Source organism: Fictibacillus sp. UD (assembly GCF_043558025.1).
Lineage (GTDB): Bacteria > Bacillota > Bacilli > Bacillales > Fictibacillaceae > Fictibacillus.
In genome coordinates this window covers 82,203-103,143 of the sequence record NZ_JARUHH010000009.1, presented here as the reverse complement: position 1 = coordinate 103,143, position 20,941 = coordinate 82,203, and the positions used below count along the sequence as shown (strand labels likewise).

Annotated in this window: 19 protein-coding genes and 5 tRNA genes; 20 read left to right on the top strand and 4 right to left on the bottom strand. The window is 39.8% G+C overall.

Translation table 11 applies throughout. The features are described from left to right. The 8 genes from P8610_RS14615 (at window position 1) to P8610_RS14580 (ending at window position 6,732) form a co-directional block, all read left to right on the top strand. Window positions 1-76 (top strand) — tRNA-His (locus P8610_RS14615). A 16-nt stretch (window positions 77-92) separates the two neighbouring features. Next, window positions 93-167 (top strand) — tRNA-Gln (locus P8610_RS14610). 72 nt (window positions 168-239) lie between these two features. Further along, a tRNA-Gly gene (locus P8610_RS14605) sits at window positions 240-314 on the top strand. Between the two features lie 12 nt (window positions 315-326). Beyond that, window positions 327-401: transfer RNA gene (locus P8610_RS14600), tRNA-Cys, on the top strand. 27 nt (window positions 402-428) lie between these two features. Next, window positions 429-513 (top strand) — tRNA-Leu (locus P8610_RS14595). Window positions 514-731: 218 nt separating this feature from the next. Next, window positions 732-2,960: an ATP-dependent helicase gene (locus P8610_RS14590; protein ID WP_394605004.1), complete on the top strand. Its 2,229-nt coding sequence runs from the start codon at window positions 732-734 to the stop codon at window positions 2,958-2,960. A 203-nt stretch (window positions 2,961-3,163) separates the two neighbouring features. After that, window positions 3,164-5,620 carry a YhgE/Pip family protein gene (locus P8610_RS14585; protein WP_394605003.1) on the top strand — a complete coding sequence of 819 codons (2,457 nt, stop codon included), beginning with the start codon at window positions 3,164-3,166 and terminating at the stop codon, window positions 5,618-5,620. Window positions 5,621-6,054: 434 nt separating this feature from the next. Continuing rightward, a complete protein-coding gene (locus P8610_RS14580) occupies window positions 6,055-6,732 on the top strand; it encodes a coiled-coil domain-containing protein (RefSeq protein WP_394605002.1) in 678 nt (225 codons plus the stop codon). A 328-nt stretch (window positions 6,733-7,060) separates the two neighbouring features. On the opposite strand, the gene P8610_RS14575 is transcribed toward P8610_RS14580, so the two are convergent. After that, window positions 7,061-7,714, bottom strand: coding sequence for a B3/B4 domain-containing protein (locus P8610_RS14575; RefSeq protein WP_394605001.1), 654 nt, complete (start codon window positions 7,712-7,714; stop codon window positions 7,061-7,063). A 78-nt stretch (window positions 7,715-7,792) separates the two neighbouring features. Between P8610_RS14575 and queG the strand changes: the two genes are divergently transcribed. The 4 genes from queG to trmL all read left to right on the top strand — a co-directional run bounded on the left by queG (window position 7,793) and on the right by trmL (window position 11,043). Then, window positions 7,793-8,938, top strand: coding sequence for a tRNA epoxyqueuosine(34) reductase QueG (queG, locus tag P8610_RS14570; RefSeq protein WP_394605000.1), 1,146 nt, complete (start codon window positions 7,793-7,795; stop codon window positions 8,936-8,938). A 59-nt stretch (window positions 8,939-8,997) separates the two neighbouring features. After that, window positions 8,998-9,534, top strand: a complete 537-nt coding sequence (locus P8610_RS14565; RefSeq protein WP_289497053.1) for a methylated-DNA--[protein]-cysteine S-methyltransferase — start codon at window positions 8,998-9,000, stop codon at window positions 9,532-9,534. 66 nt (window positions 9,535-9,600) lie between these two features. Further along, on the top strand, window positions 9,601-10,482 hold the full coding sequence (locus P8610_RS14560) for an amidase domain-containing protein (protein ID WP_394604999.1): 882 nt from the start codon (window positions 9,601-9,603) through the stop codon (window positions 10,480-10,482). A gap of 87 nt (window positions 10,483-10,569) precedes the next feature. Continuing rightward, entirely contained in the window at window positions 10,570-11,043 is a 474-nt protein-coding gene (gene trmL, locus P8610_RS14555; RefSeq protein ID WP_289497050.1) for a tRNA (uridine(34)/cytosine(34)/5-carboxymethylaminomethyluridine(34)-2'-O)-methyltransferase TrmL, read from the top strand. A 15-nt stretch (window positions 11,044-11,058) separates the two neighbouring features. Here trmL and P8610_RS14550 read toward each other — a convergent pair whose 3' ends face one another. Beyond that, complete coding sequence (locus P8610_RS14550; RefSeq protein ID WP_394604998.1) at window positions 11,059-11,196, bottom strand: hypothetical protein; 138 nt, start codon at window positions 11,194-11,196, stop codon at window positions 11,059-11,061. A gap of 347 nt (window positions 11,197-11,543) precedes the next feature. Between P8610_RS14550 and P8610_RS14545 the strand changes: the two genes are divergently transcribed. Next, window positions 11,544-12,101: a DUF5366 family protein gene (locus tag P8610_RS14545; protein ID WP_394604997.1), complete on the top strand. Its 558-nt coding sequence runs from the start codon at window positions 11,544-11,546 to the stop codon at window positions 12,099-12,101. A 140-nt stretch (window positions 12,102-12,241) separates the two neighbouring features. Here P8610_RS14545 and P8610_RS14540 read toward each other — a convergent pair whose 3' ends face one another. Next, window positions 12,242-14,080: a transglycosylase domain-containing protein gene (locus tag P8610_RS14540; protein WP_394604996.1), complete on the bottom strand. Its 1,839-nt coding sequence runs from the start codon at window positions 14,078-14,080 to the stop codon at window positions 12,242-12,244. 171 nt (window positions 14,081-14,251) lie between these two features. Here P8610_RS14540 and P8610_RS14535 point away from each other — a divergent pair, with 171 nt between their 5' ends. From P8610_RS14535 to yhbH, 4 genes are all read left to right on the top strand, one after another. Next, window positions 14,252-16,147, top strand: a complete 1,896-nt coding sequence (locus P8610_RS14535; protein ID WP_289497046.1) for a PrkA family serine protein kinase — start codon at window positions 14,252-14,254, stop codon at window positions 16,145-16,147. A gap of 191 nt (window positions 16,148-16,338) precedes the next feature. Beyond that, a complete protein-coding gene (gene lepB, locus P8610_RS14530) occupies window positions 16,339-16,914 on the top strand; it encodes a signal peptidase I (RefSeq protein ID WP_289497045.1) in 576 nt (191 codons plus the stop codon). A gap of 33 nt (window positions 16,915-16,947) precedes the next feature. Next, complete coding sequence (locus P8610_RS14525) at window positions 16,948-17,121, top strand: hypothetical protein (protein WP_197126785.1); 174 nt, start codon at window positions 16,948-16,950, stop codon at window positions 17,119-17,121. Between the two features lie 199 nt (window positions 17,122-17,320). After that, on the top strand, window positions 17,321-18,487 hold the full coding sequence (gene yhbH / locus P8610_RS14520; RefSeq protein ID WP_394604995.1) for a sporulation protein YhbH: 1,167 nt from the start codon (window positions 17,321-17,323) through the stop codon (window positions 18,485-18,487). Here the strand turns inward: yhbH and P8610_RS14515 are convergent. Next, window positions 18,462-18,635, bottom strand: coding sequence for a hypothetical protein (locus P8610_RS14515; protein ID WP_394604994.1), 174 nt, complete (start codon window positions 18,633-18,635; stop codon window positions 18,462-18,464). The genes yhbH and P8610_RS14515 overlap by 26 nt on opposite strands. A 254-nt stretch (window positions 18,636-18,889) precedes the next feature. On the opposite strand from P8610_RS14515, the gene P8610_RS14510 reads away from it, so the two are divergent. The 3 genes from P8610_RS14510 (at window position 18,890) to P8610_RS14500 (ending at window position 20,931) form a co-directional block, all read left to right on the top strand. Further along, window positions 18,890-19,744, top strand: a complete 855-nt coding sequence (locus P8610_RS14510; protein WP_394604993.1) for a ComEC/Rec2 family competence protein — start codon at window positions 18,890-18,892, stop codon at window positions 19,742-19,744. Window positions 19,745-19,866: 122 nt separating this feature from the next. Then, window positions 19,867-20,532 (top strand): HAD family hydrolase, encoded by a 666-nt coding sequence (locus P8610_RS14505; RefSeq protein ID WP_394604992.1) that lies wholly within the window; start codon window positions 19,867-19,869, stop codon window positions 20,530-20,532. A gap of 6 nt (window positions 20,533-20,538) precedes the next feature. After that, complete coding sequence (locus P8610_RS14500; RefSeq protein WP_394605008.1) at window positions 20,539-20,931, top strand: VOC family protein; 393 nt, start codon at window positions 20,539-20,541, stop codon at window positions 20,929-20,931. Window positions 20,932-20,941 lie beyond the last annotated feature (10 nt).

The following is a 20,941-nucleotide window of genomic DNA, read 5'->3' as shown; positions in this document are numbered from 1 at the left end:
GCGGTCGTGGCGAAGTGGTTAACGCATCGGATTGTGGTTCCGACATTCGGGGGTTCGATTCCCCTCGTCCGCCCCATTAATATTTAAAGTGTTGGGCTATAGCCAAGCGGTAAGGCAACGGACTTTGACTCCGTCATGCGTTGGTTCGAATCCAGCTAGCCCAGCCATTTTTATTTTTATAACATAAGATGCCTTTAACAGCATATTATAAGTTAATTAAAAAAGTTAATTAAATGTTTGCGGAAGTAGTTCAGTGGTAGAATACAACCTTGCCAAGGTTGGGGTCGCGGGTTCGAATCCCGTCTTCCGCTCCATTTTTATATTCTGGCGGCATAGCCAAGTGGTAAGGCACGGGTCTGCAAAACCCTTATCCCCCGGTTCGAATCCGGGTGCCGCCTCCATAATTCCAATTCAAAAAAGATTCAAATGCCGGTGTGGCGGAATTGGCAGACGCGCACGACTCAAAATCGTGTTCCTTCTGGAGTGTCGGTTCGACCCCGACCACCGGTACCATTTTACTTAATTTAACATTTAAACTTAAAACTTCTCACGTTTGTGGGGAGTTTTTTTATTGTTGTTTGTGGGCGGAACTGAAGCTCTACTGCACGTAAATGTCATTCAGCTGCTCGCAAATGCCGGGTAGCTGCGCGAACTAAAAAATACGACTAGGAAAACCAGGAGTGCTGTCACAGTTATTTATAAATCAAAATGATCAAAAGGAGGACTGAACGATGGAAGATTTCTTCGCTGATATGAAAAATGATTTAGGAATATCCTTAAATGCTGTTCAAAAAAAAGCGGTCTTACAGACGGATGGGCCTCTTCTATTACTAGCATCGCCAGGATCAGGGAAAACAACTACTATCATCATGCGTATTGGTTATTTAATTAAGCAAAAAGGTATAAATCCAAATCGTATAAAAGCTGTTACATTCAGTAAAGCCTCGGCAAATGATATGAAAGATCGATTCATGCGGTTTTATCCGGATCTTCAGGCTCCAGACTTTTCAACCATACATAGCTTTGCTTTTGAAGTAGTTAGAAATTATTACAGAGGGATGGGGACTTCTTTTCGAATTATTGAAGGTGAGCAAGAGTTAGGCGAGAGTGCAGCGCGGGATGAAAACATTCACTTGAATAAGAAGCTAATATTGAGGAACTTATTTAAGTCAATAGTAGGTGAGAACATAACTGAGGACCAAATGGAGGAGCTCGTCACCTATATCAGCTACGTTAAAAATAAAATGCTGCCTAAAGATCAATGGTCAACCGTATCGTGTGATGTTCCTAAAGCAGAACAAATTATTATTCAATACGAAGAATTTAAGCGTGCAGATCGAAATCAAATTTTATTGGATTTTGATGATATGCTTACAGTTTGTAATGAGGTATTAGAAAATAATGAGAAATTGCTGAGCTTGTATCAGCAAAGATATGATTATATTTTAACGGATGAAAGTCAGGATACATCGCTGGTGCAGCATTCCATTATAGAAAAGTTGGTTTCCACTCATAAAAATTTATGTGTTGTAGCCGATGATGATCAATCAATCTATAGCTGGAGAGGTGCTGAGCCTTCCTATTTGCTTGAATTTAAGAAGGTGTATCCTGAAGCAGTTATACTTTTTATGGAACAGAATTACCGCTCTACACAAGACATCGTGAATGTTTCTAATCAGTTTATTAAAAGAAATAAGAATAGATACGAAAAGAATATGTTTACAGAAAACCCTCCGAATAAACCTATTGAAATAAGTAAACTTATCAATTTTAATGAACAATCCAAATACTTGGTTAAGGAACTTAAAGATGAAGAAGATTTAAAAGAGATCGCCATTTTATATCGTAACAATTCCTCATCCATTGGCTTAATGAATGATTTTGACCGTGCAGGGATTCCTTTTTATATGAAGGATGCTGATAATCGTTTCTTTTCACACTGGGTCGTTCAGGATATATTGAATTTTATGCGCATGGCTTTTACCGATAAGAGGCCGGATATTTTAGAAAAGATACATTTAAAATTTAATGGCTATATCAGTAAACAGCAGATGAGTGCTTTAAAGCAATTGAATACGAACGATTCTGTATTTGATAATTTGCTGAAGCATGTAAAATTACAGGATTACCAAGTTAAGCTATTGAAAGCAAGCCAAGAAACATTTAAAGAAATGAAAGAGATGAAGCCGCTTCAGGCTATTCGGGTAATCAGGGATCGGTTAGGTTACGATAAGGCTCTGGAGAAGATATGTAAAAGTCTTGGGTTTCGTATTGATTATTTAATTGGCATTTTAGATACTCTTGAAGAGATTGCGGCAGATCTAAAGAGTCTTGAGGATTTCGCAAAAAGACTAAAGCATCTTGAAGCTGTTTTAAAGACAGCCAAAAGGAAAAAGGGACAAAATGCTGTTACGCTCTCAACATTTCATAGCTCAAAGGGTCTTGAGTTTGAGAAGGTTTATATGATTGACTTAGTACATGGAATCATTCCTTCTAGTGAAGACCAAACTGACAGCGGTTTGATGGAAGAATCGGCTCGCCTTTTTTATGTAGGAATGACGAGGGCGAAAAAACAATTAAAACTTATTACCTATGGTTACCGAGACGGGAAAAAGGCAGAAGAATCCTTATTTGTTACTGATGTTAAGAACATTATCAATCCTCCTGATCTATCTGCATCTAAAGAAGCTATAACCCAGAAGAACATAAGAATTAGAAGAGAAGTTGGATCAAGTAATCGAGAAAAGATAAATGGAGTTCCTTACAATCCTAATGCGATTCGAGAAAAGGAAGCATTACGTACAGGTATTACGGTTGTACATAGGGTATTCGGAACTGGAGAAATTACAAATGTGGATGAGGAATATATTCATATGAAATTTCCCTCCAAAGAAAAAAAGCTATCTATTAAAGCTTGCTTAGATATGGGGTTATTAGAGCCCATGATAAAAGAAATTTAGTGAAGCGAATGCTGTTTTCTGCAGCGTTCGCTTTTTTTACACAAAATAGACCATAACTCCTATAAATATTTTAATATTTTACAATTTTCTGATTAGTAAGAAGGATTTATCCTTGTTTATTAGAATTATACATTCTAGTAGATGTGAATAGTCATTCACTTCTATCAAAATGTTTTTTATTTTGTATAAACGGGGGGAAAGGGATGAGTGTCTTTCGCTTATTTATGGCTGAAATGGCAAAGCTGGCAGCAAAAAAAGGGGTACTGATTTCAGTGATTGCTGCTTTACTCGTACCGGTTGTCTATGGTGGTATTCTTTTATCACCGACATGGGGACCGTACGATAATTTGTCGAACTTGCCAGTTGCAGTGGTCAACAAGGACAAAGGCGCACTGTCGAATGATGAGCCGATCAATGTTGGGCAAGATTTGGTCGCAGATTTAAAGAAAGGCCAGGATCTTGGATGGGACTTTGTTAGTTCTGCTGAAGCTAAAAAGGGTCTTGATAGCCTGAAGTATTACATGGTTATTGAAATTCCTGAAGACTTCTCACAGAGAGTAACAACAGTTTTAGAAGATAATCCGCAAAAACTTGAGTTAAGGTACATTCAAAATGAAGGTTTAAACTTCATGGCGGCGCAGGTAACAAGAAGTGCGACAGAAAAATTAAGAGAAAAACTTGGGGATAAGATTACAGAGAAGTATGCGAGCAACATGTTTGCAAGTCTCGGTGATGTTTCTGAAGGATTCCAAAAAGCAGCAGACGGATCGGGGAAACTAAATACAGGCATGACTGATCTTCATGACGGAACGAGCTTACTTTTGGAATCGCTTACAAATAAAGCGGCTGATATTTCGAAATTAGCCAATGGCACAATAGAGCTTCAAAATGGAACTGGACAAATGGTTAATTCTTTATCAGCTAAGCAAGCAGATATCAGCAAACTCGCTAATGGATCTCAACAACTAAGTGCTGGGACTGCAGAAATGCTTCAATCTCTGCAAGCAAAATCAGGCGATATTTCTAAGTTAGCTGCTGGTTCTGCAGCAGCGAATGAAGGTACTGGATTATTATTGCAAGGATTGAAGGACAAGCAATCAGGCATTAAAGATCTAGCGGATGGAGCGAAGCAGCTTGGAGATAATATTCCTCAATTAAAACAGGGTACGTCTGGAGTTCTTACAGGATTAAAAGGGGTTCAAAGTGCGATTAAGAGTGAACTCGCACCTGGGACACAAGCTGTTTCTGCAGGAGTGAATACGGTAGTAAATGAATCTAAACAATTGGGAGATGGTCTACAAGTTTTATCAGCGGATCTTCAGGCTTTCTTAAAGCAACACCCAGAACTGCAGAAAGATCCTGCTTTTATGAAGATATATGGTACGGGCCAAGCGTTAGCTCAAAAGACTGCTGATCCAGCTAAAGGACAACAGCTGGCTGCTCTTCAACAAGGGGCTGCAACAATCGCTGCGGCGTTTACAGCGAATGCAGTACCTAATCCAAAATCTTTGGCAGACGGGGTAAATCAGCTGGTGGCAGGTCAAACCTTAGTCGATAACGGAGTAACTACGCTTAGTGAAAAGGTTCCTCTTCTTCAGCAAGGAACGGCTTCAGTTGAAAGCGGCTGGAACACGATGGTCGGTAAGGTTGGAGAGCTGCACGCAGGAACTTCCCAAATCGCTGCAGGAAACCAATCGGTTAATACGGGCTGGGCGGCGTTAACGACTGGGGTTACTCAGTTAAATGATGGAGCAACGCAAATCTCAGCGGGTAACTCTTCCGTTGAAAAAGGCTGGCGTGATTTGACGGCCGGTGCAACGAAAATTAACTCTGGAATGTTACAGGTTAAGGATGGAAACACTTCGGTTGAAAAAGGCTGGGGTGAATTGACTGACGGAGTAACGAAGCTAAATGATGGTGCGGGACAATTAAATGATGGAAGCAGCGAGCTATCGTCGGGTCTAAAGGATGGCGCAGAAAAAACGAGCGCGATTAAAGCGGCTACCGATAAAAATTTAAGCATGTTCTCATCACCGGTAGAACTGAAAAGTGATACGGTAAACAAGTATCCGCTATATCGTGATTCGACGGCACCATATGTGCTTTCACTCGCATTATTTGTGGGGATTTTGATTATGTCACTGTTCATCAACTTTAAAAAGCCTGAAGGTATTTCAGCAATCTCATGGTTCGGAGCTAAGTTCATGAATCTTGGCGTACTTGCGATTGTACAGGCCTTGCTTCTATCTACTGTCGTTCTGCTTTTCTTACAAGTAAAAGTTCAGAACTCAGTTGGATTTATAGCTTTTGCTGTTTTTGTGAGCATCGTGTTTACAGGCATCGTATTATTCTTTGCTTCATTTGGTAACATTGGACGCTTTATCGCATTTGCCCTTGTAATTCTACAGCTTTCAACAACAGGAGCAAACTTGCCAATCGCTATGCTGCCAGAGAATTTGCGTGCATTAAGTGAGTTTTTACCTTTCACCTATTCGATCGCTGGATTTAAAGCGCTCATTACGTTGAATAATACAAGCTCTGCTTTTGCAAATATGAGTGTATTGCTTGTCTATCTACTTGCATTCAGTCTTTTTTCGATAGCAGTATACATGTTTACAAAAACCAAAAGTCAGCCACAAAAACTGGATCTAGCGGGCTGATCACAAACTGTATAATACGAATAAAAAGTTCCTGGCAATGGCCGGGAACTTTTTTTGAATCTTCTTCTTGTACACTGAATATGTAGGTGTAAAGGAGGTCATCTATGGTATGTTTAGAGATCGGCGTGCAACGATTTGTCTGATACTAATTACTATCTCCTTGGTTTCCATCATTTTTATTACGTCAGATATTTTTCACTACATGCATATGATAAATGGCTTGATGATAAGAATATTCCAATCTTTAAGGCTGCTTGTCGTTATGCTTATTCTTTTAGTGTTTTCTATCCTTGTATTATTTCGATATTTATAGAGATGTCCACACGCCCCTTATTTAAGGGGTTTTTATTTTGTGAAAAAAGCATAATGCTTTATTAGAAAAATAAAGTAAAGATAAAGCACTACATACTTTTGGCTCAATAGGGGGTAAGCGAATGAAGGTTGATTTATCTGTGTTTAATAAGAAGTGGCTGCTTTATATCCTAATCTCTCTTTTGTTAGTGATTCTTAGTTCTTTATGTGCACACTCGATCGGGTATAACAAGGCTTCAGTACTGATTAAAGATAAAAAGGTCACAGCAGATGAAATTGACGGTGAAATCAAAGAGTTGAGAAGTGAGCTAAGAAGTATGGAAGAAAATGTGGAAACAATGGTGGAAGAGGAAAGCAATAAACAAGTTGAATTGGATGAACTGCAGATTAAGTACGAAGAAGTTTCAGGGTTGGTCAGTCAAAAGGAAAACATTCAAAAAGAAGTGGATACGTTAGTGAGTCAAGTCGAAGAAAAAAATGGTGAATTAAACAAGATCAGCGGTGAGATTGCAAATAAGAAAAGTGAGCTTGATACATTAAATAAAGGCATATTAGCAAAAAAGAAAGAACCCAGAACTTTGGTTGCCGGCGTCTTTTTAGCCGGAAAAGATATTCCTCCAGGACGGTATAAAGTAGAGCCGGTGAACGGATTTGGTAACTACTTTGTAAATGGCGGAAGTAAAGTAAATATCATCTTAGGAAGAGGAGACGATCTGTTCCTTCCTGAATATGTGTTTGAACTGGATGAAGGAGACGAGATTGAAGCCACTCTGTCTGTAAAATATACGCTTGTTGAGTAAAAGGGGCTTGGCTGTACCAAAATTTCAAATTTGTTTAAAAGAACTTGTCATAAATGTCCTATATGCTGCTTATATATAGAACAAGTTAGTTGTAGGTTTTAATGCAGGGCTTCGTTGATCCAATGAAGCCCTGCATTTTTTTTTGTTTTTCACGTAGTAAGCAATGAATACGGCGAGTTTGAGCAATAATCCGGCGAGATTACATAATAATACAGCGAGTTTAAGCAATAATCAGGCGAGTTTTCATCGTATATCGGCGAGTCGACAACTTCATCATTAATCGACCACAGGCAGAAGCTCCATAGAATAGAACTTGTAATTGAGCTACCTAAATGATTTTGATCTCAGCACTTCCGCCATTCACTTGAGTAAACATCGTAGCCATTGACTCCAACAATTGGCGAGCTTCATTCTTATCCATAGAGGGCTGCAAATAAACGATATGCAGCGCGTTGCGTACCGTTTCGTCTACCATCGTACGCTTAGAGTCTACAATCGGACTTCCAAAAGCGCCAGCGGAGTCAGCGGAAAGCAGTTTGCCTTCCATGTTCATCTCACGCCCGTTCAAGCCCTCATACGAATCTTCAGCAACACCAATACGAATCTCCACATCACTCTGAATCTGATCAAGATTGTATAGACCGATCGGAATGGCAAAGCGAATGGAGAAAAAGTTATTAACGTCGACCCCAGAATTGATCGGGGGAAGATCCTTACCGCCTAAAACGCGTCGCAACAATGCTTCTGAAGCAGGCCTGTATCTTGATGGATCAGTGCCTAGCGTTTTAAAAACAGAGCGATATTCAGCGACACCAGGGTAATCTGCAGCGGTCTTTTCTTCGAGACGCAGTGATTCTGTAAAAAGTTGGAATCTACCCTTTATCATTTGCGGTGACTCGCTAATCGCGATATCATGGTATGTAATTGTGCCTATTTTAAAATTCGGGACAAGTTCGTTTATTTTTGGAGAAATTGTAATCATCATCGAACCCCGTTTCAGTTTTATATATAATTGTAGTTTATCATAAGTGTGAAAAATAAATGTAAAGGAGGGATATGCGTGACAGGTGCCCAGTTGAAGGAAGAGATTGTTGCATATAGTAAAGAAATCGGAATTGACAAAATTGGCTTCGCACAAGCGGATGTTTTTGTTGAGCTAAAAGAACGTCTCCGATTACAGCAAGACCTTGGCTATCAATCAGGATTTGAAGAAAGTGATATTGAAAAAAGAACAGAGCCTGAACGACTGCTTTCGGGTGCTTCAAGCATCATTTCTATCGCTCTAGCATATCCTTCCAAAATGAAAAACGCCCCGAAAAGCATTAAGGGAGAACGAAGAGGTATTTTTTGCAGAGCATCATGGGGGAAAGATTACCACCATATATTAAGAGAAAAGCTCTCATTGCTGGAGGCTTTTATTATAGAAAAAGTTCCAGAAGCGAATGTGAAATCAATGGTAGATACAGGTGAACTGTCAGACCGGGCTGTTGCTGAGAGAGCCGGGATCGGATGGAGTGCTAAAAACTGTGCGATCATGTCTCCAGAGTTTGGTTCATATATGTATCTCGGAGAAATGGTTACAAATATAGCACTTCCACCAGACACGCCAATGGAAGATCAATGCGGTTCATGCAATAAATGTGTTGAGGCATGTCCGACAGGTGCACTCGTGCAGGGAGGACAGCTCGATTCGTCTAAGTGTATTGCATTTTTAACGCAAACAAAAGATTTTTTACCTGACCGATATAGAGACAAATTAGGCAATCGGCTTTATGGCTGTGATACATGTCAGACGGTATGTCCTGAGAACAAGGGAAAAGATTTTCACCACCACGTTGAAATGGAGCCTGATCCAGAGATTGCAAAACCACTATTAAAGCCCTTATTGTCTATGAGTAATAGAGAGTTCAAAGAAAAATTCGGGTATGTTTCAGGCAGCTGGAGAGGGAAGAAACCGATTCAGCGCAATGCGATTATCGCTTTAGCTCATTTTAAAGATGAAACCGCTGTACCAGATCTCGTAAACTTATTAACCCATGATCCTAGGCCTGTCATAAGAGGAACTGCAGCATGGGCAATCGGTAAGATAGGTGGAATGGATGCAGAATTGGAACTATTGTCTGCAAAAGAGCGTGAAAAAGACGATTTGGTAAAGCTAGAGATAGAAAAGGGACTGAAAATGGTTCGAAATCAAGAAATTTCGTAATCGCATATGTTCGAAGTGTCCGATATAGTAAGGTCAAGTAATGAAAAGAAGGGATAATTATGTGTCAGATTAAAACGTTACTCTATTACGAAGAAATGGAAAGCGTAATCGGACCGTTAACAATCATTGCAACGGAGAACGGAATCTGCCGTCTCGATTTTGGTTCAATGGAGGATAACCTTCCATCTTTACGTTCATGGATGGCTAAACATTTTATTAAAGGAGAACTTATACACTCTCCTGTGTATTTGGAAGATGCCATTCAACAATTACATGCATACTTTGCAGGCAACCTGCATGAGTTTAGCGTGAACTATGATTTATTTGGTACCGTTTTTCAAAAAAAGGTATGGAACCAGCTTTCGAGTATTCCTTATGGTGCCACTTGTTCATACAAGGAAGTTGCTCAAGGCATTGGTGCAGCTAAGGCCGTTCGTGCTGTAGGAAGCGCGAATAACCAGAATCCTGTACCAGTATTTATTCCGTGTCATCGCGTCATTGGAAGCAATGGAGCACTTGTAGGATACGGCGGAGGATTAGACAAGAAAGAAATATTATTATCAATTGAACAGAATAGCTGTAAGAAGACATCCTAGAGCCCTTAAAGGGTTCTTTTTTTTGATATCCCACTCATATGTTAGTAGAAGCAGGAGGGATGTCTGATGTGGATGGAAACACTTAAAGCTTATATTCAAAACCAATCGCAGTGGATGATTCATGCAGATGCAGATGGAAGAGGCTTCTTTTTACGAGAAGAACAAGAAAGTTTTATACGTAAAAAACAAATGTACACCGATAGAAATGCGTATATCGTGAACAATCAAACTAACGGAAGTGTTTTGCGAACGACAGAAACGGAAGGCAAAGTTCAGGTAGATTATTTGGTTCATTATAGTTTCTTGATTAAGCATGGCTTTGACTTTTATGTGGAAGAGATGTCTCAAGAACGGCGAGCCATTTTTGAAGATGGTGACATGAAAAGTGATGAACCGGTTAACATTGAAGGGAATTATCGTGAACTGCCGAAAATCGAACGTGAAAATGAATCGATCGCACCAACGAAAGGCGGATATGACAGACTTGCTGCGGTAAGATATGCAGAGCGATGGTGGAATACGTTTAATCCTGCTTATAAATCATTTGAGAACGATTGCACGAATTATATTTCACAAAGCCTTCATGCCGGTGGAATTCCGATGACATCTCAATCCATTAAGTCTAAAGGCTGGTGGATGCGAAACAATTCCTGGAGCTATAGCTGGTCGGTGGCTAATGCACTTAGGTGGTATTTGAGCGGATCAAAATCTAGTCTTCAAGCGCAAGAAAAGTCTGCAGCTCATTTGTTATTGCCAGGAGATGTAATCTGCTATGACTTTGATGGTGACGGGCATTATCAGCATACGACGATTGTTGTTGCAAAGGACCCTTCAGGTGAACCACTCGTAAATGCACATACGACAAACAGCAGAATGCGGTATTGGGGCTATGAAGATTCAACTGCGTATACAAAGCGGATTCAATATAAATTTTTTCATATTCTGTAAGGGGAAAGCTTACCTTCTAAAGAGTGATATTCCTAAAAAAGTGCTATAATAAGTACTTGTTGGAATATTGTTTTTGAGGTGAGCTTTTTGGCTATACATGTTGTATTATTTGAACCGTTAATTCCTGCAAATACAGGAAATATTGCACGTACATGTGCTGGGACCGGCGTACACTTGCATTTGATTCATCCACTCGGTTTTTCTTTGGAAGACAAATACTTAAAGCGTGCCGGACTTGATTATTGGGAGCATGTAAAATTGTTTCATCATGATTCTTTGGATGCCTTTTATAGTGAATATCCAGACGGTGAGTTTTATTATATAACCAAATTTGGTGAACAAACATACTCAGACTTTGATTACTCAGATTCAGAGAAGGATGTCTTTTTTGTTTTTGGAAAAGAAACGAAGGGACTCCCTAGAGAAGTCATTGATGCGAACATGGAAAGATGTTTGCGCATTCCGATGAATGAACATATTCGTTCATTGAACTTATCGAATACAGCAGCGATCTTAATCTATGAAGCTCTGCGCCAGCAAAGTTTTGGAGAGTTGAAATAGAGGAGCTGTGGGAAATTAGTAACTCTGTTGCTTTTGGAAGTAGTTGATTTCCGTTCCAGGTGCTCGCTTTCCGCGGGGCAGGCGGTGAGCCACATTCGGACGTTTCACTCTTAAGTGTCTCACCTGACCGCTAGTCCCGCAGGAGTCTCGCACCTTGCACTCCAATCAACTTGTCAATGATGAACAAACACAAGGGCGACAACAATAAATCTTCTGAGATAAAGAACAAAATAAAAAAACGTCCTTGTATGAAAGGGACGTTTTTACTTCCATATGTACATGGATTAGTTTTTTCCAGGACGATCGTTGTAGCCTGCTGTAAAGATGGCAGTCAGGAAGGCGAGCATCACGAGTAGGATGAGGATAAAATCCATTTGAACTCCTCCTTTGAAAGTAGTCTTATTCTTTCCATTCTCTCTACTCATTATAAATGAAAACGGTTTTCATGGGAATGCATTTCTGCGAAGATTTAACATTTTGAGGGGATTCGTGTTGCGCTAATGAAGAAAAACGTTTATATGACAGGGTATCTTCCTCTGTTTTCTATTATCCTGTTCAGCTCTGGTTTTGCCATTTATTTTGAAAGACTTTTAATCGATAAGCTAAAATACTTTGGGGTTTATCAAGGAATGCAGGAGCTGTTTAAAGATCATGTGATTCACCTATCTGTCGGCTTTTGCTTATTTTTATTGTTCTTTATGGGGTTTGCCGCTCTGAAACTATTATCCGATACATTGACTCACTTAAGTTTGTTCTTTTTTTCGAGTGATTCGGAAGGGACTCTTCTTCAGCAAGGAAAGGGCGGGGGATGGTTCTTTTTTGCTGGCGGTATGCTTGCCATTATCTTGAACCACTCTGTGCTGCTTATAAGTATCGTATTTATTGCAGCATCACTAGTATACTTCTTTTATCTTTTGTTGAGAATCGGTGGGAGTTTAACCACAATGGGCATCATCGGCATGGTATTTATGCATTTGTTCTTTTGGACAGGCTTCAGTCTGCTCGTTGTTTATACGGTGATGCGTCTTTATAATGCGTTCGTTGCGGCGATTACGTAGCCGAATTGTCTATATTGCTGACTCGCGGGTATATAATAAAAACTAGCGGGATTACCCTAGATTTCTTTAATTTGCCATATAATAAGTACTCAAGTACCAGCTAAAAACCCTGTCGCTCAATAAGTTACAGGGTTCTTTATTCATTTCTGATGTGCTTTTATCATAATATCTCGCCAAATCATCACTTCCGGTGACAATCCCTCAATAAATCGAAGGCTGCTCGGTTTATCCCGGCCCACCCAAACGCCAGCCGTATAACGATCTGTCAGCCCTACAAACCAAAGATCTCTTACATCGTTTGTAGTGCCTGTCTTTCCGCCAATATAGGCTGAACCTGAAAAACGAGCATCCCTTGCTGTTCCAGAAAGCGTAACTCCTTCAAGCATCTCCCGCATCACGGTGTTTGTCTTCTCACTCCACACTCTAACAGGCTGATCGTCCCACTTATACAAAACCTCTCCGCTCTTATCCTTCACAGAAGTTATCAATCTAGGTTTAATATAAGTTCCGTTAGAACCGAAAGTCGTATATGCACTAGTCAGTTCGAGCGGGGAAAAGCCACTAGTAAAACCGCCGAGTGCACTTGAAAGCTGATGATCTTCTCGCATAACAGACGAAAATCCAAAGGAATCTAAATAAGAAAAAGCTTTTTCAACACCTGTTTTCTTTAGTGCTCGGACAGCTGCTGTATTTATTGAACTTGCCATCGCTTTTTTTAATGAGACAGTCCCGTAAGAAGCACCGCCGTAGTTGTTTGGACAATAATTACCTTCACAGATCTTCGCTGCAGAAATAAGTGAATGCGGTTTTGCGCCAAACACATCAACATAAGGCCCATAGGCGAGGAGCGGCTTTATGGAAGATCCAGGCTGACGCTTCGCTTGATAGGCACGGTTAAATTCCTCTAACCCGACATTCTTTCCCCCAATCATGGCAACAATTTGTTTTGAAGCATGATCCACAACAACGGCGGATCCTTCCACTCCTTTAAAAGGCAAACGGCTATTAACAGCCTGCAAAGCTTCTTTTTGCAGTCTGGAATCTAATGACGTTTCAACAACAACACCGCTTCGCAACAGTTCATCTCGTTTACGGACAAGGGCATCCGCTGTTAATCCCTTATTACTTGGAGCTCCAGCCAGCAAGCTTAGCAGCTCCTCTTTTACGTAACCAACTACTTCAGGGAAGGGAGCAACCTGCTGTGAAACATTTAATTTAATCGGTTGTTTAACAGCTACACTATGCAATTCTTCATCAATAAACTTTTGTTCTTTCATTTTATCTAAAATCCATTTTTGCCGTTTCTGTGTGTTGTTGAGCTTTGTTAGGGGATTATATAGTTCCGGATTATTTGGAATTGCTGCAAGCAGTGCAGATTCCCCTAATGTAAGCTTCCCGGCAGGTTTACTAAAGTAATAGCGGCTCGCTTTTTCAATACCGTACACACCGTTTTGAAAATAGATGGTATTTATATAAAGCTCGAGGATCTCCTCTTTTGTTAACTGTTGCTCAATTCGATAAGAGATTAGTAATTCTTTTAGTTTCCTGTCATATGTACGTTCATGTGTTAAGAAAAGATTGCGGGATAGCTGCTGTGTAATCGTGCTGCCGCCTTGCTGTATGCCTCCGTCTGTTGAGTTGGCAATAAACGCGCGAGCAATCGCTTTCCCGTCTATACCGTGATGCTGTAAGAAGTATTGATCCTCGGTAGCGATAAACGCTTGGCGGATATATTCGGGAATTTGTTTATAAGACAAATAAATACGACTTTCTTCACCTCTGAATTCGAAAAGAAGGTTTCCGTTTTGGTCGAGGAGACGACTGTTCTCATCAAGGTTAATACTTTCTACCTTAGCGAGCGTTTGAACAGCTTTTTGAAACGGAATATAGTTTTCGAATTCATTTCTTAAACCAACAAATGAAAAGAACACGACACTTAGTAAAAAGAGCACCGCGACAAGGCCAAGCTTTTGGTTCATAATACTTTCTCCGTTTCAAATCACAATGATAAACATATTTTACCATGAAAGGGATAATAGAATTTCTTCGTTTTTAAAATAAAAAATCACTATTCAAACAGAATGATTACGGACATCCCCGCATAGAGTAGATTAACACTTGATGGAGCCAATACAATCAAGGAGGTACTCATGGATATTTTATCGAGAATCCAACTGCATCGTGAAGAAGAACAGCGTTTAGCCTGGGAAGGTACCTTCGCTGAATACCTTGATATTTTACGAGATCGGCCATTTGTTGCCCAGTCTGCGCATTCAAGAGTATACAACATGATCAAAGATGCTGGAATTTCAGAAAAGAATGGTCAAAAGGTGTATCATTTTTTCAGCGATCAAATTTTTGGTTTAGAAGAATCGATTGAAAGACTTGTTGAAGAATATTTTCATCCTGCCGCTAAACGCCTTGATGTCCGTAAACGTATATTGCTGTTAATGGGGCCTGTATCCGGTGGTAAATCCACTTTAGTTACGATGTTAAAAAGAGGATTGGAGCAATACACAAAAACACCTGCGGGAGCGGTTTATGCGATCAAAGGTTGTCCGATGCATGAAGATCCGCTTCATCTCATTCCTCAGCATCTGAGAAAAGAGTTTTATAATGATTATGGCATTCGTGTTGAAGGAAGCTTGTCACCGTTAAATACGATGAGACTTGAACATGAATATGATAATCGCATTGAAGATGTTATGGTTGAGCGCGTCTTTTTCTCTGAAGACAAGCGAACAGGAATCGGAACGTTCAGTCCATCTGATCCGAAGTCACAGGATATCGCTGACTTAACGGGAAGTATCGACTTCTCAACGATTGCTGAATATGGATCTGAATCTGATCCTCGTGCTTATCGTTTCGATGGTGAGCTGAACAAAGCGAACCGAGGGATGATGGAGTTCCAGGAAATGCTGAAGTGTGATGAGAAGTTCTTATGGCACCTTCTTTCACTCACACAAGAAGGTAACTTTAAGGCCGGCCGTTTCGCACTGATTTCGGCCGATGAGCTTATCGTAGCTCATACCAATGAATCGGAGTACAGATCCTTTATCGCGAACAAGAAAAATGAGGCGCTGCATTCCAGAATTATCGTGATGGGTGTTCCATATAATTTAAAAGTTTCAGAAGAAGAAAAGATTTATGCGAAAATGATCTCTGAGAGTGACATGTCGCATGTTCACATTGCACCTCACGCGTTAAGGGTAGCAGCGACATTCTCAGTATTGACGCGATTAAAAGATTCAAAGAAACAAGGAATGGATCTGTTGAAGAAGATGAGATTGTATGATGGGGAAATAGTTGAAGGGTTCAATCATGTGGATCTTGAAGAATTGAAGAAAGAATTTTCGGATGAAGGCATGTCAGGTATTGATCCAAGGTATGTGATTAACCGTATTTCTTCAGCCATTATTCGTAAAGAGTCACCTTCTATCAACGCGTTAGATGTTCTGCGTTCATTAAAAGACGGGCTTGATCATCATGCATCCATATCGAAGGAAGATAAAGAGAGGTTTATTAACTTTATCTCGGCAGCTCGTAAAGAGTACGATGATATTGCGAAGAAGGAAGTACAAAAAGCGTTTGTTTACTCGTATGAAGAGTCTGCAAAAACGCTTATGGACAATTACCTTGATAACGTTGAGGCGTATTGCAATAAAAATAAGCTTCGTGATCCGCTTACTGGTGAAGAGATGAGTCCTGATGAAAAGTTAATGAGATCGATTGAAGAACAGATCGGGATTTCTGAGAATGCCAAAAAAGCGTTCCGAGAAGAAATACTTATTCGGATTTCGGCATATGCAAGAAAAGGAAAGAAATTCGACTATAATTCTCATGAGCGCCTAAGAGAAGCGATTCAGAAGAAATTGTTTGCTGATCTTAAAGATGTTGTAAAAATTACAACATCGTCTAAAACGCCTGATGAGTCACAACTTAAAAAGATTAATGAAGTTATCGCACGGTTGGTTGATGAGCATGGCTACAATTCAACTAGTGCCAATGAACTACTAAGATATGTAGGAAGTTTGCTGAACCGATAAAATAGCAAAACACACCCTGGACACGATAAATGGTTGTCAGGGTGTGTTTTTTTACAAAAAAATGGGGGAAACTAAACAAATTCTCAAAGGAAATTGACCATCATGTTTATGATAAAAATAATTGAACTTGTATTTACTTATTTAAAAATGGTAAATTGATACTAATAAGCTAACTAAAGGAAGTGAGCTGTATGAGCTCGGCTCGAAAAGAAAGAAACGGATTAGTAGATTGGATTAAAGCAATTGGAGTTGCACTTATTCTTGCTATTATTATAAAAAAGTTTCTAATTGAACAATATGTTGTATACGGTGAGTCGATGATGCCTACGATTCAAAATGGAAATCGGCTGATCATCAATAAGATTGGCTATGAAATCGGAAATCCAGAACGGTTCGACCTTATTGTGTTTAAGGCAAACCCGAAAGAGGATTATATAAAACGAGTAATCGGTCTGCCCGGAGATCATATTGCGTATAAAGATGACAAACTGTATATCAACAACAAGGCAGTTGCTGAACCTTACTTGCAAGAATTTAAACGGTTTGCTGGCAATCGGACATTGACTGGGAACTTCACACTCGAAGAAATTACAGGACATGACACTGTTCCAAAAGGCAAGATCTTCGTACTTGGCGATAACAGGCTTCATAGCATCGACAGCCGCCATATCGGCTTTGTGGAGATGAAAGATATTGTAGGCGAAGCAAATATCCGTTATTGGCCAGTTGATGAGATGAAAGTTTTTAATGGTTTTAAAAAGGAATAAATGGGGAAAATTTTCTTTAAGAGGTGAATCCCTATGACAAAACAAAATAATGAACCAAAACGAAAAAATAGTTCAATGGCTTCTAACTTTGAAGAAATGAAGGAACATGGCAAAGTAATGGAACATGTTTCAACGAACGAAGAAGTGCGTAAGAGCGGGAAAACGCCAGATCCCCAGCAGCACGACAAAAAGGAATACAACAAATAACAAAACAGGCCTTCTTTTCTTTTATAGAAAAGAGGGCTTTTTTTATCGTGAAAGTTTAGCAATTATAAGGAGTACGTGCATATGATAGAGTAACCAACCCTTTTTTTCTGATAAAAGCTGATTCTTAAATACAGGATATGTCCTGGGTTGATCAAGAAAAAGCAGCATTGCATCTTGCTGCTCTAGAGGGGGATTAGCAATGAGTGAACCGGATAAGAACAATTTTGTTGTGTCTCAGGAAAACTGGTCCCTCCACCGAAAAGGATATCAAGATCATCAAAGGCATATGGAAAAAGTGCAGGAAGCCATTAAAAACAACTTGCCGGATTTGATAAGCGAAGAGAATATCATTTTATCCAACGGACGTGATGTCATTAAGATTCCAATCCGTTCAATGGATGAATACAAAATCCGATACAACTACGACAAAAACAAGCACGTAGGCCAAGGTGACGGTGATAGCCAGGTGGGGGATGTAGTAGCCAGAGATGGACGTGCCGGACAAAGCGGGGCTGGAAAAGGAAAAGGACCAGCAGGCGATAAACCAGGTGTAGATTATGCAGAAGCAGAGGTCTCGATTTTAGAATTGGAAGAGATGCTGTTTAAAGAATTGGAACTGCCGAACCTTAAACAAAAAGAACAAGATCAGATCGTGTTAGAAAAGATCGAGTTTAACGATGTTCGAAAAAAAGGACTTATGGGTAACGTAGACAAAAAGAGGACCATCTTAACTGCGTTTAAACGAAATGCGTTAGTTGGTAAGCCGAGTGTAGCACCTATTCATAATGACGATCTTCGTTTTAAAACATGGAACGAAGTCATAAAACCCGAATCCAAGGCTGTTGTATTGGCTATGATGGATACTTCTGGATCGATGGGAATTTGGGAAAAGTATATGGCACGAAGTTTCTTTTTCTGGATGACACGTTTTCTGCGTTCGAAGTATGAAAAAGTAGAGATTGAGTTTATCGCTCACCATACAGAAGCAAAAGTTGTTTCTGAAGAGGACTTCTTTAATAAAGGAGAAAGCGGCGGAACGATTTGTTCTTCTGCATATCGGAAAGCTCTTGAACTCATCGAGACGAAATATTCTTCAAGCCGTTATAATATCTATCCGTTTCACTTTTCGGATGGTGATAACTTAACGAGTGATAACGCAAGGTGTGTGAAGCTTGTTCAGCAGATTATGGAACACTCTAACATGTTTGGTTATGGGGAAGTAAATGCATATAACCGGCATTCCACTTTGATGAGTGTGTATAAGAATATGGATAATCCGAAGTTTAGTCATTATATTTTAAAAGAAAAAGCCGATGTTTATCATGCCATGAAAAGCTTTTTTAAGAAGAATGAAGTGGGTGTTTAAGGGCTGATTTTGAAATCATTGATGTCTTTGAAAGAGGTTGATCTCCGTTCCAGGTTGCTCGCTTTCCGCGGGGCAGGCGGTGAGCCACATTTGGACGTTTCACTCTTAAGTGTCTCACCTGCCTACCTGTCCCGCAGGAGTCTCGCACCTTGCACTCCGATCAACTTGTCAGGTAGAAAAAATTAAAAGGACTCTATAGCATTAATCTTTAAAAGAAAGCATTTAGATGGTATTCCAAGCAATATTCTATAAGAAAAGAACCTTTAGAAAACTGATATTAGTAAAATCAAAACACCCGCATCCATGTATTGGATAGCGGGTTTTGTTGTTGAAACCAGCAGAATTACATATAACTAAGGATATGTTTTATGGACGAAAAATAAATTTAAAGGGGTGTGAGATTTGAAAACAACTAAAAGGTTAGCAGCGTTCTGTTTGGGCGTGCTGCTGATATTGGTGGCAGTGCCACAAAAGGCTCATGCAGACTGGTTTGATCCGCTAACCATCCACTTTTTAGATGTAGGGCAAGCTGACTGTATACTGATTCAAGCTCCTAATGGCCAAACCATGCTGATTGATGGAGGAGATGAACATGATGCGGAAGAGATTATCACGTACTTAAAGAGGGAAGGTGTGACTCACCTTGATATTGTTGTCGCAACTCATCCTCATCATGATCACATCGGATCATTGGATGATGTCATTCGCGATTTCCCAGTCAGTGTTTTGTACATGCCAAACCTTCCATACGACACAAAATACTACCACGATCTCTTTAGAGTAATAAACGAAAAACAAATTCCTGTTGATCGAGCGAAAGCAGGAGTTAATTTCAAGATGGGCTTTTCGGTAAAAGTTGAAATGCTAGCTCCAAAAGGCTCGTACTATAAACATATCAATGATTACTCAGCAGTGATAAAAATAAAGCATGGTAAAAAGAATTTTCTATTGATGGCAGATGCAGGAGCTGAGGAAGAAAGAGAGATCCTAAGCCGGGGCGGCTATAAAGCTGATGTTATCAAATTAGGACACCATGGGGCTAATACGGGTACGACCATGGAATTCTTAAAAAAAGTAAAAGCAAAAACAGCAGTTATATCGGTCGGGCGGAATAATCCTTATCAATTCCCATCAAAAGAAGTGTTGTATCGGTTAGATAACCGAAAGATGACAGTCTATCGCACAGACCAGCTTGGTGCGATTATCGCAACGAGCAATGGAAAAAAGATTATGTTTAGAACAAATGTGCTTCACTAACGGAGACTATGTGCATCTTCATTGATAGTATGCGAAAACAGCCTTAAAAAACGGTTTTCTTGCGTCTTTATGAAAAGTTTAAGAAAATAGGATAAAAAGCATATAGATGGGATGGGGTTATCGTGATCAAAGCACTTGTATTTGATTTTGATGGAACAATTCTCGATACAGAAACTCAGCATTACAATGCTTTTCAAGAAATGTATCAAGAACATGGAAGCGACCTGCCTTTAGAAGTATGGGGAGAGTGTATCGGTACCCATTCTGATTTTAATCCGTACGAATATTTAGAGGGGCAGATCAACAAGAAGCTTGATCATGACAAGCTAAAAGCAAAGAAAACTGAACGGGCTCTTGCCCTAATCTCAGAGCAAAAGCCGCTGCCAGGAATAGAGGATTATCTTGAAGCTGCAAAAGAGCTTGGATTAAAGATTGGACTTGCCTCTAGTTCAACAAGAAAATGGGTAGAAGAGCATCTTGGGAGAAGTGGTTTAATGAATCATTTTGAAGTGATTAAAACGGCAGATGATGTTGCACAAGTTAAACCAGACCCTGCTCTTTATATTGAGGCAGTTAAAGCGTTAGGCGTACAACCAAATGAAGCCATCGCTTTTGAAGACTCTGTTAATGGATCAGTTGCAGCTAAAAAAGCGGGACTTTATTGCGTGGCGATTCCAAATCCCGTAACAAAGCATATGACTTTTAGCGAAGTGGATCATCAGATGGAGTCAATTGCAGAGATGAAACTGACAGCACTTATTGAACAAGCTGAGAGAACAGACAAGTAATTTATGATCGAAGTATGTGGAATTAATCATATAACCTTAAGGGTTTCAGACTTACCCAAATCTGTTGAATTTTATAGAGATATTTTAGGTGCTAAAAACATTCATAAAGGGAATACAGATGTATACTTAGATTTCTGCGGAACTTGGCTATGTTTACTTGAAATCAAAAATGCAAAACCTATGAATAAAGATCAAACGGGTGTAGATCATGTTGCTTTTTCAATTAAAGAAGAGAAGTTCCCAAGAGCAGTAAAACAGCTTAAAGAGAACAAAGTACACATCACCAGAGGGCCTCTTGAGCGAGGCGGCGGAATGACGGTCAGCTTCACAGATCCTGATGGCAATGAGCTTGAATTATTTACAGGCTCACTCTATGAGCGGATGAAAAGTTGGAAGTAATGATTAGAAG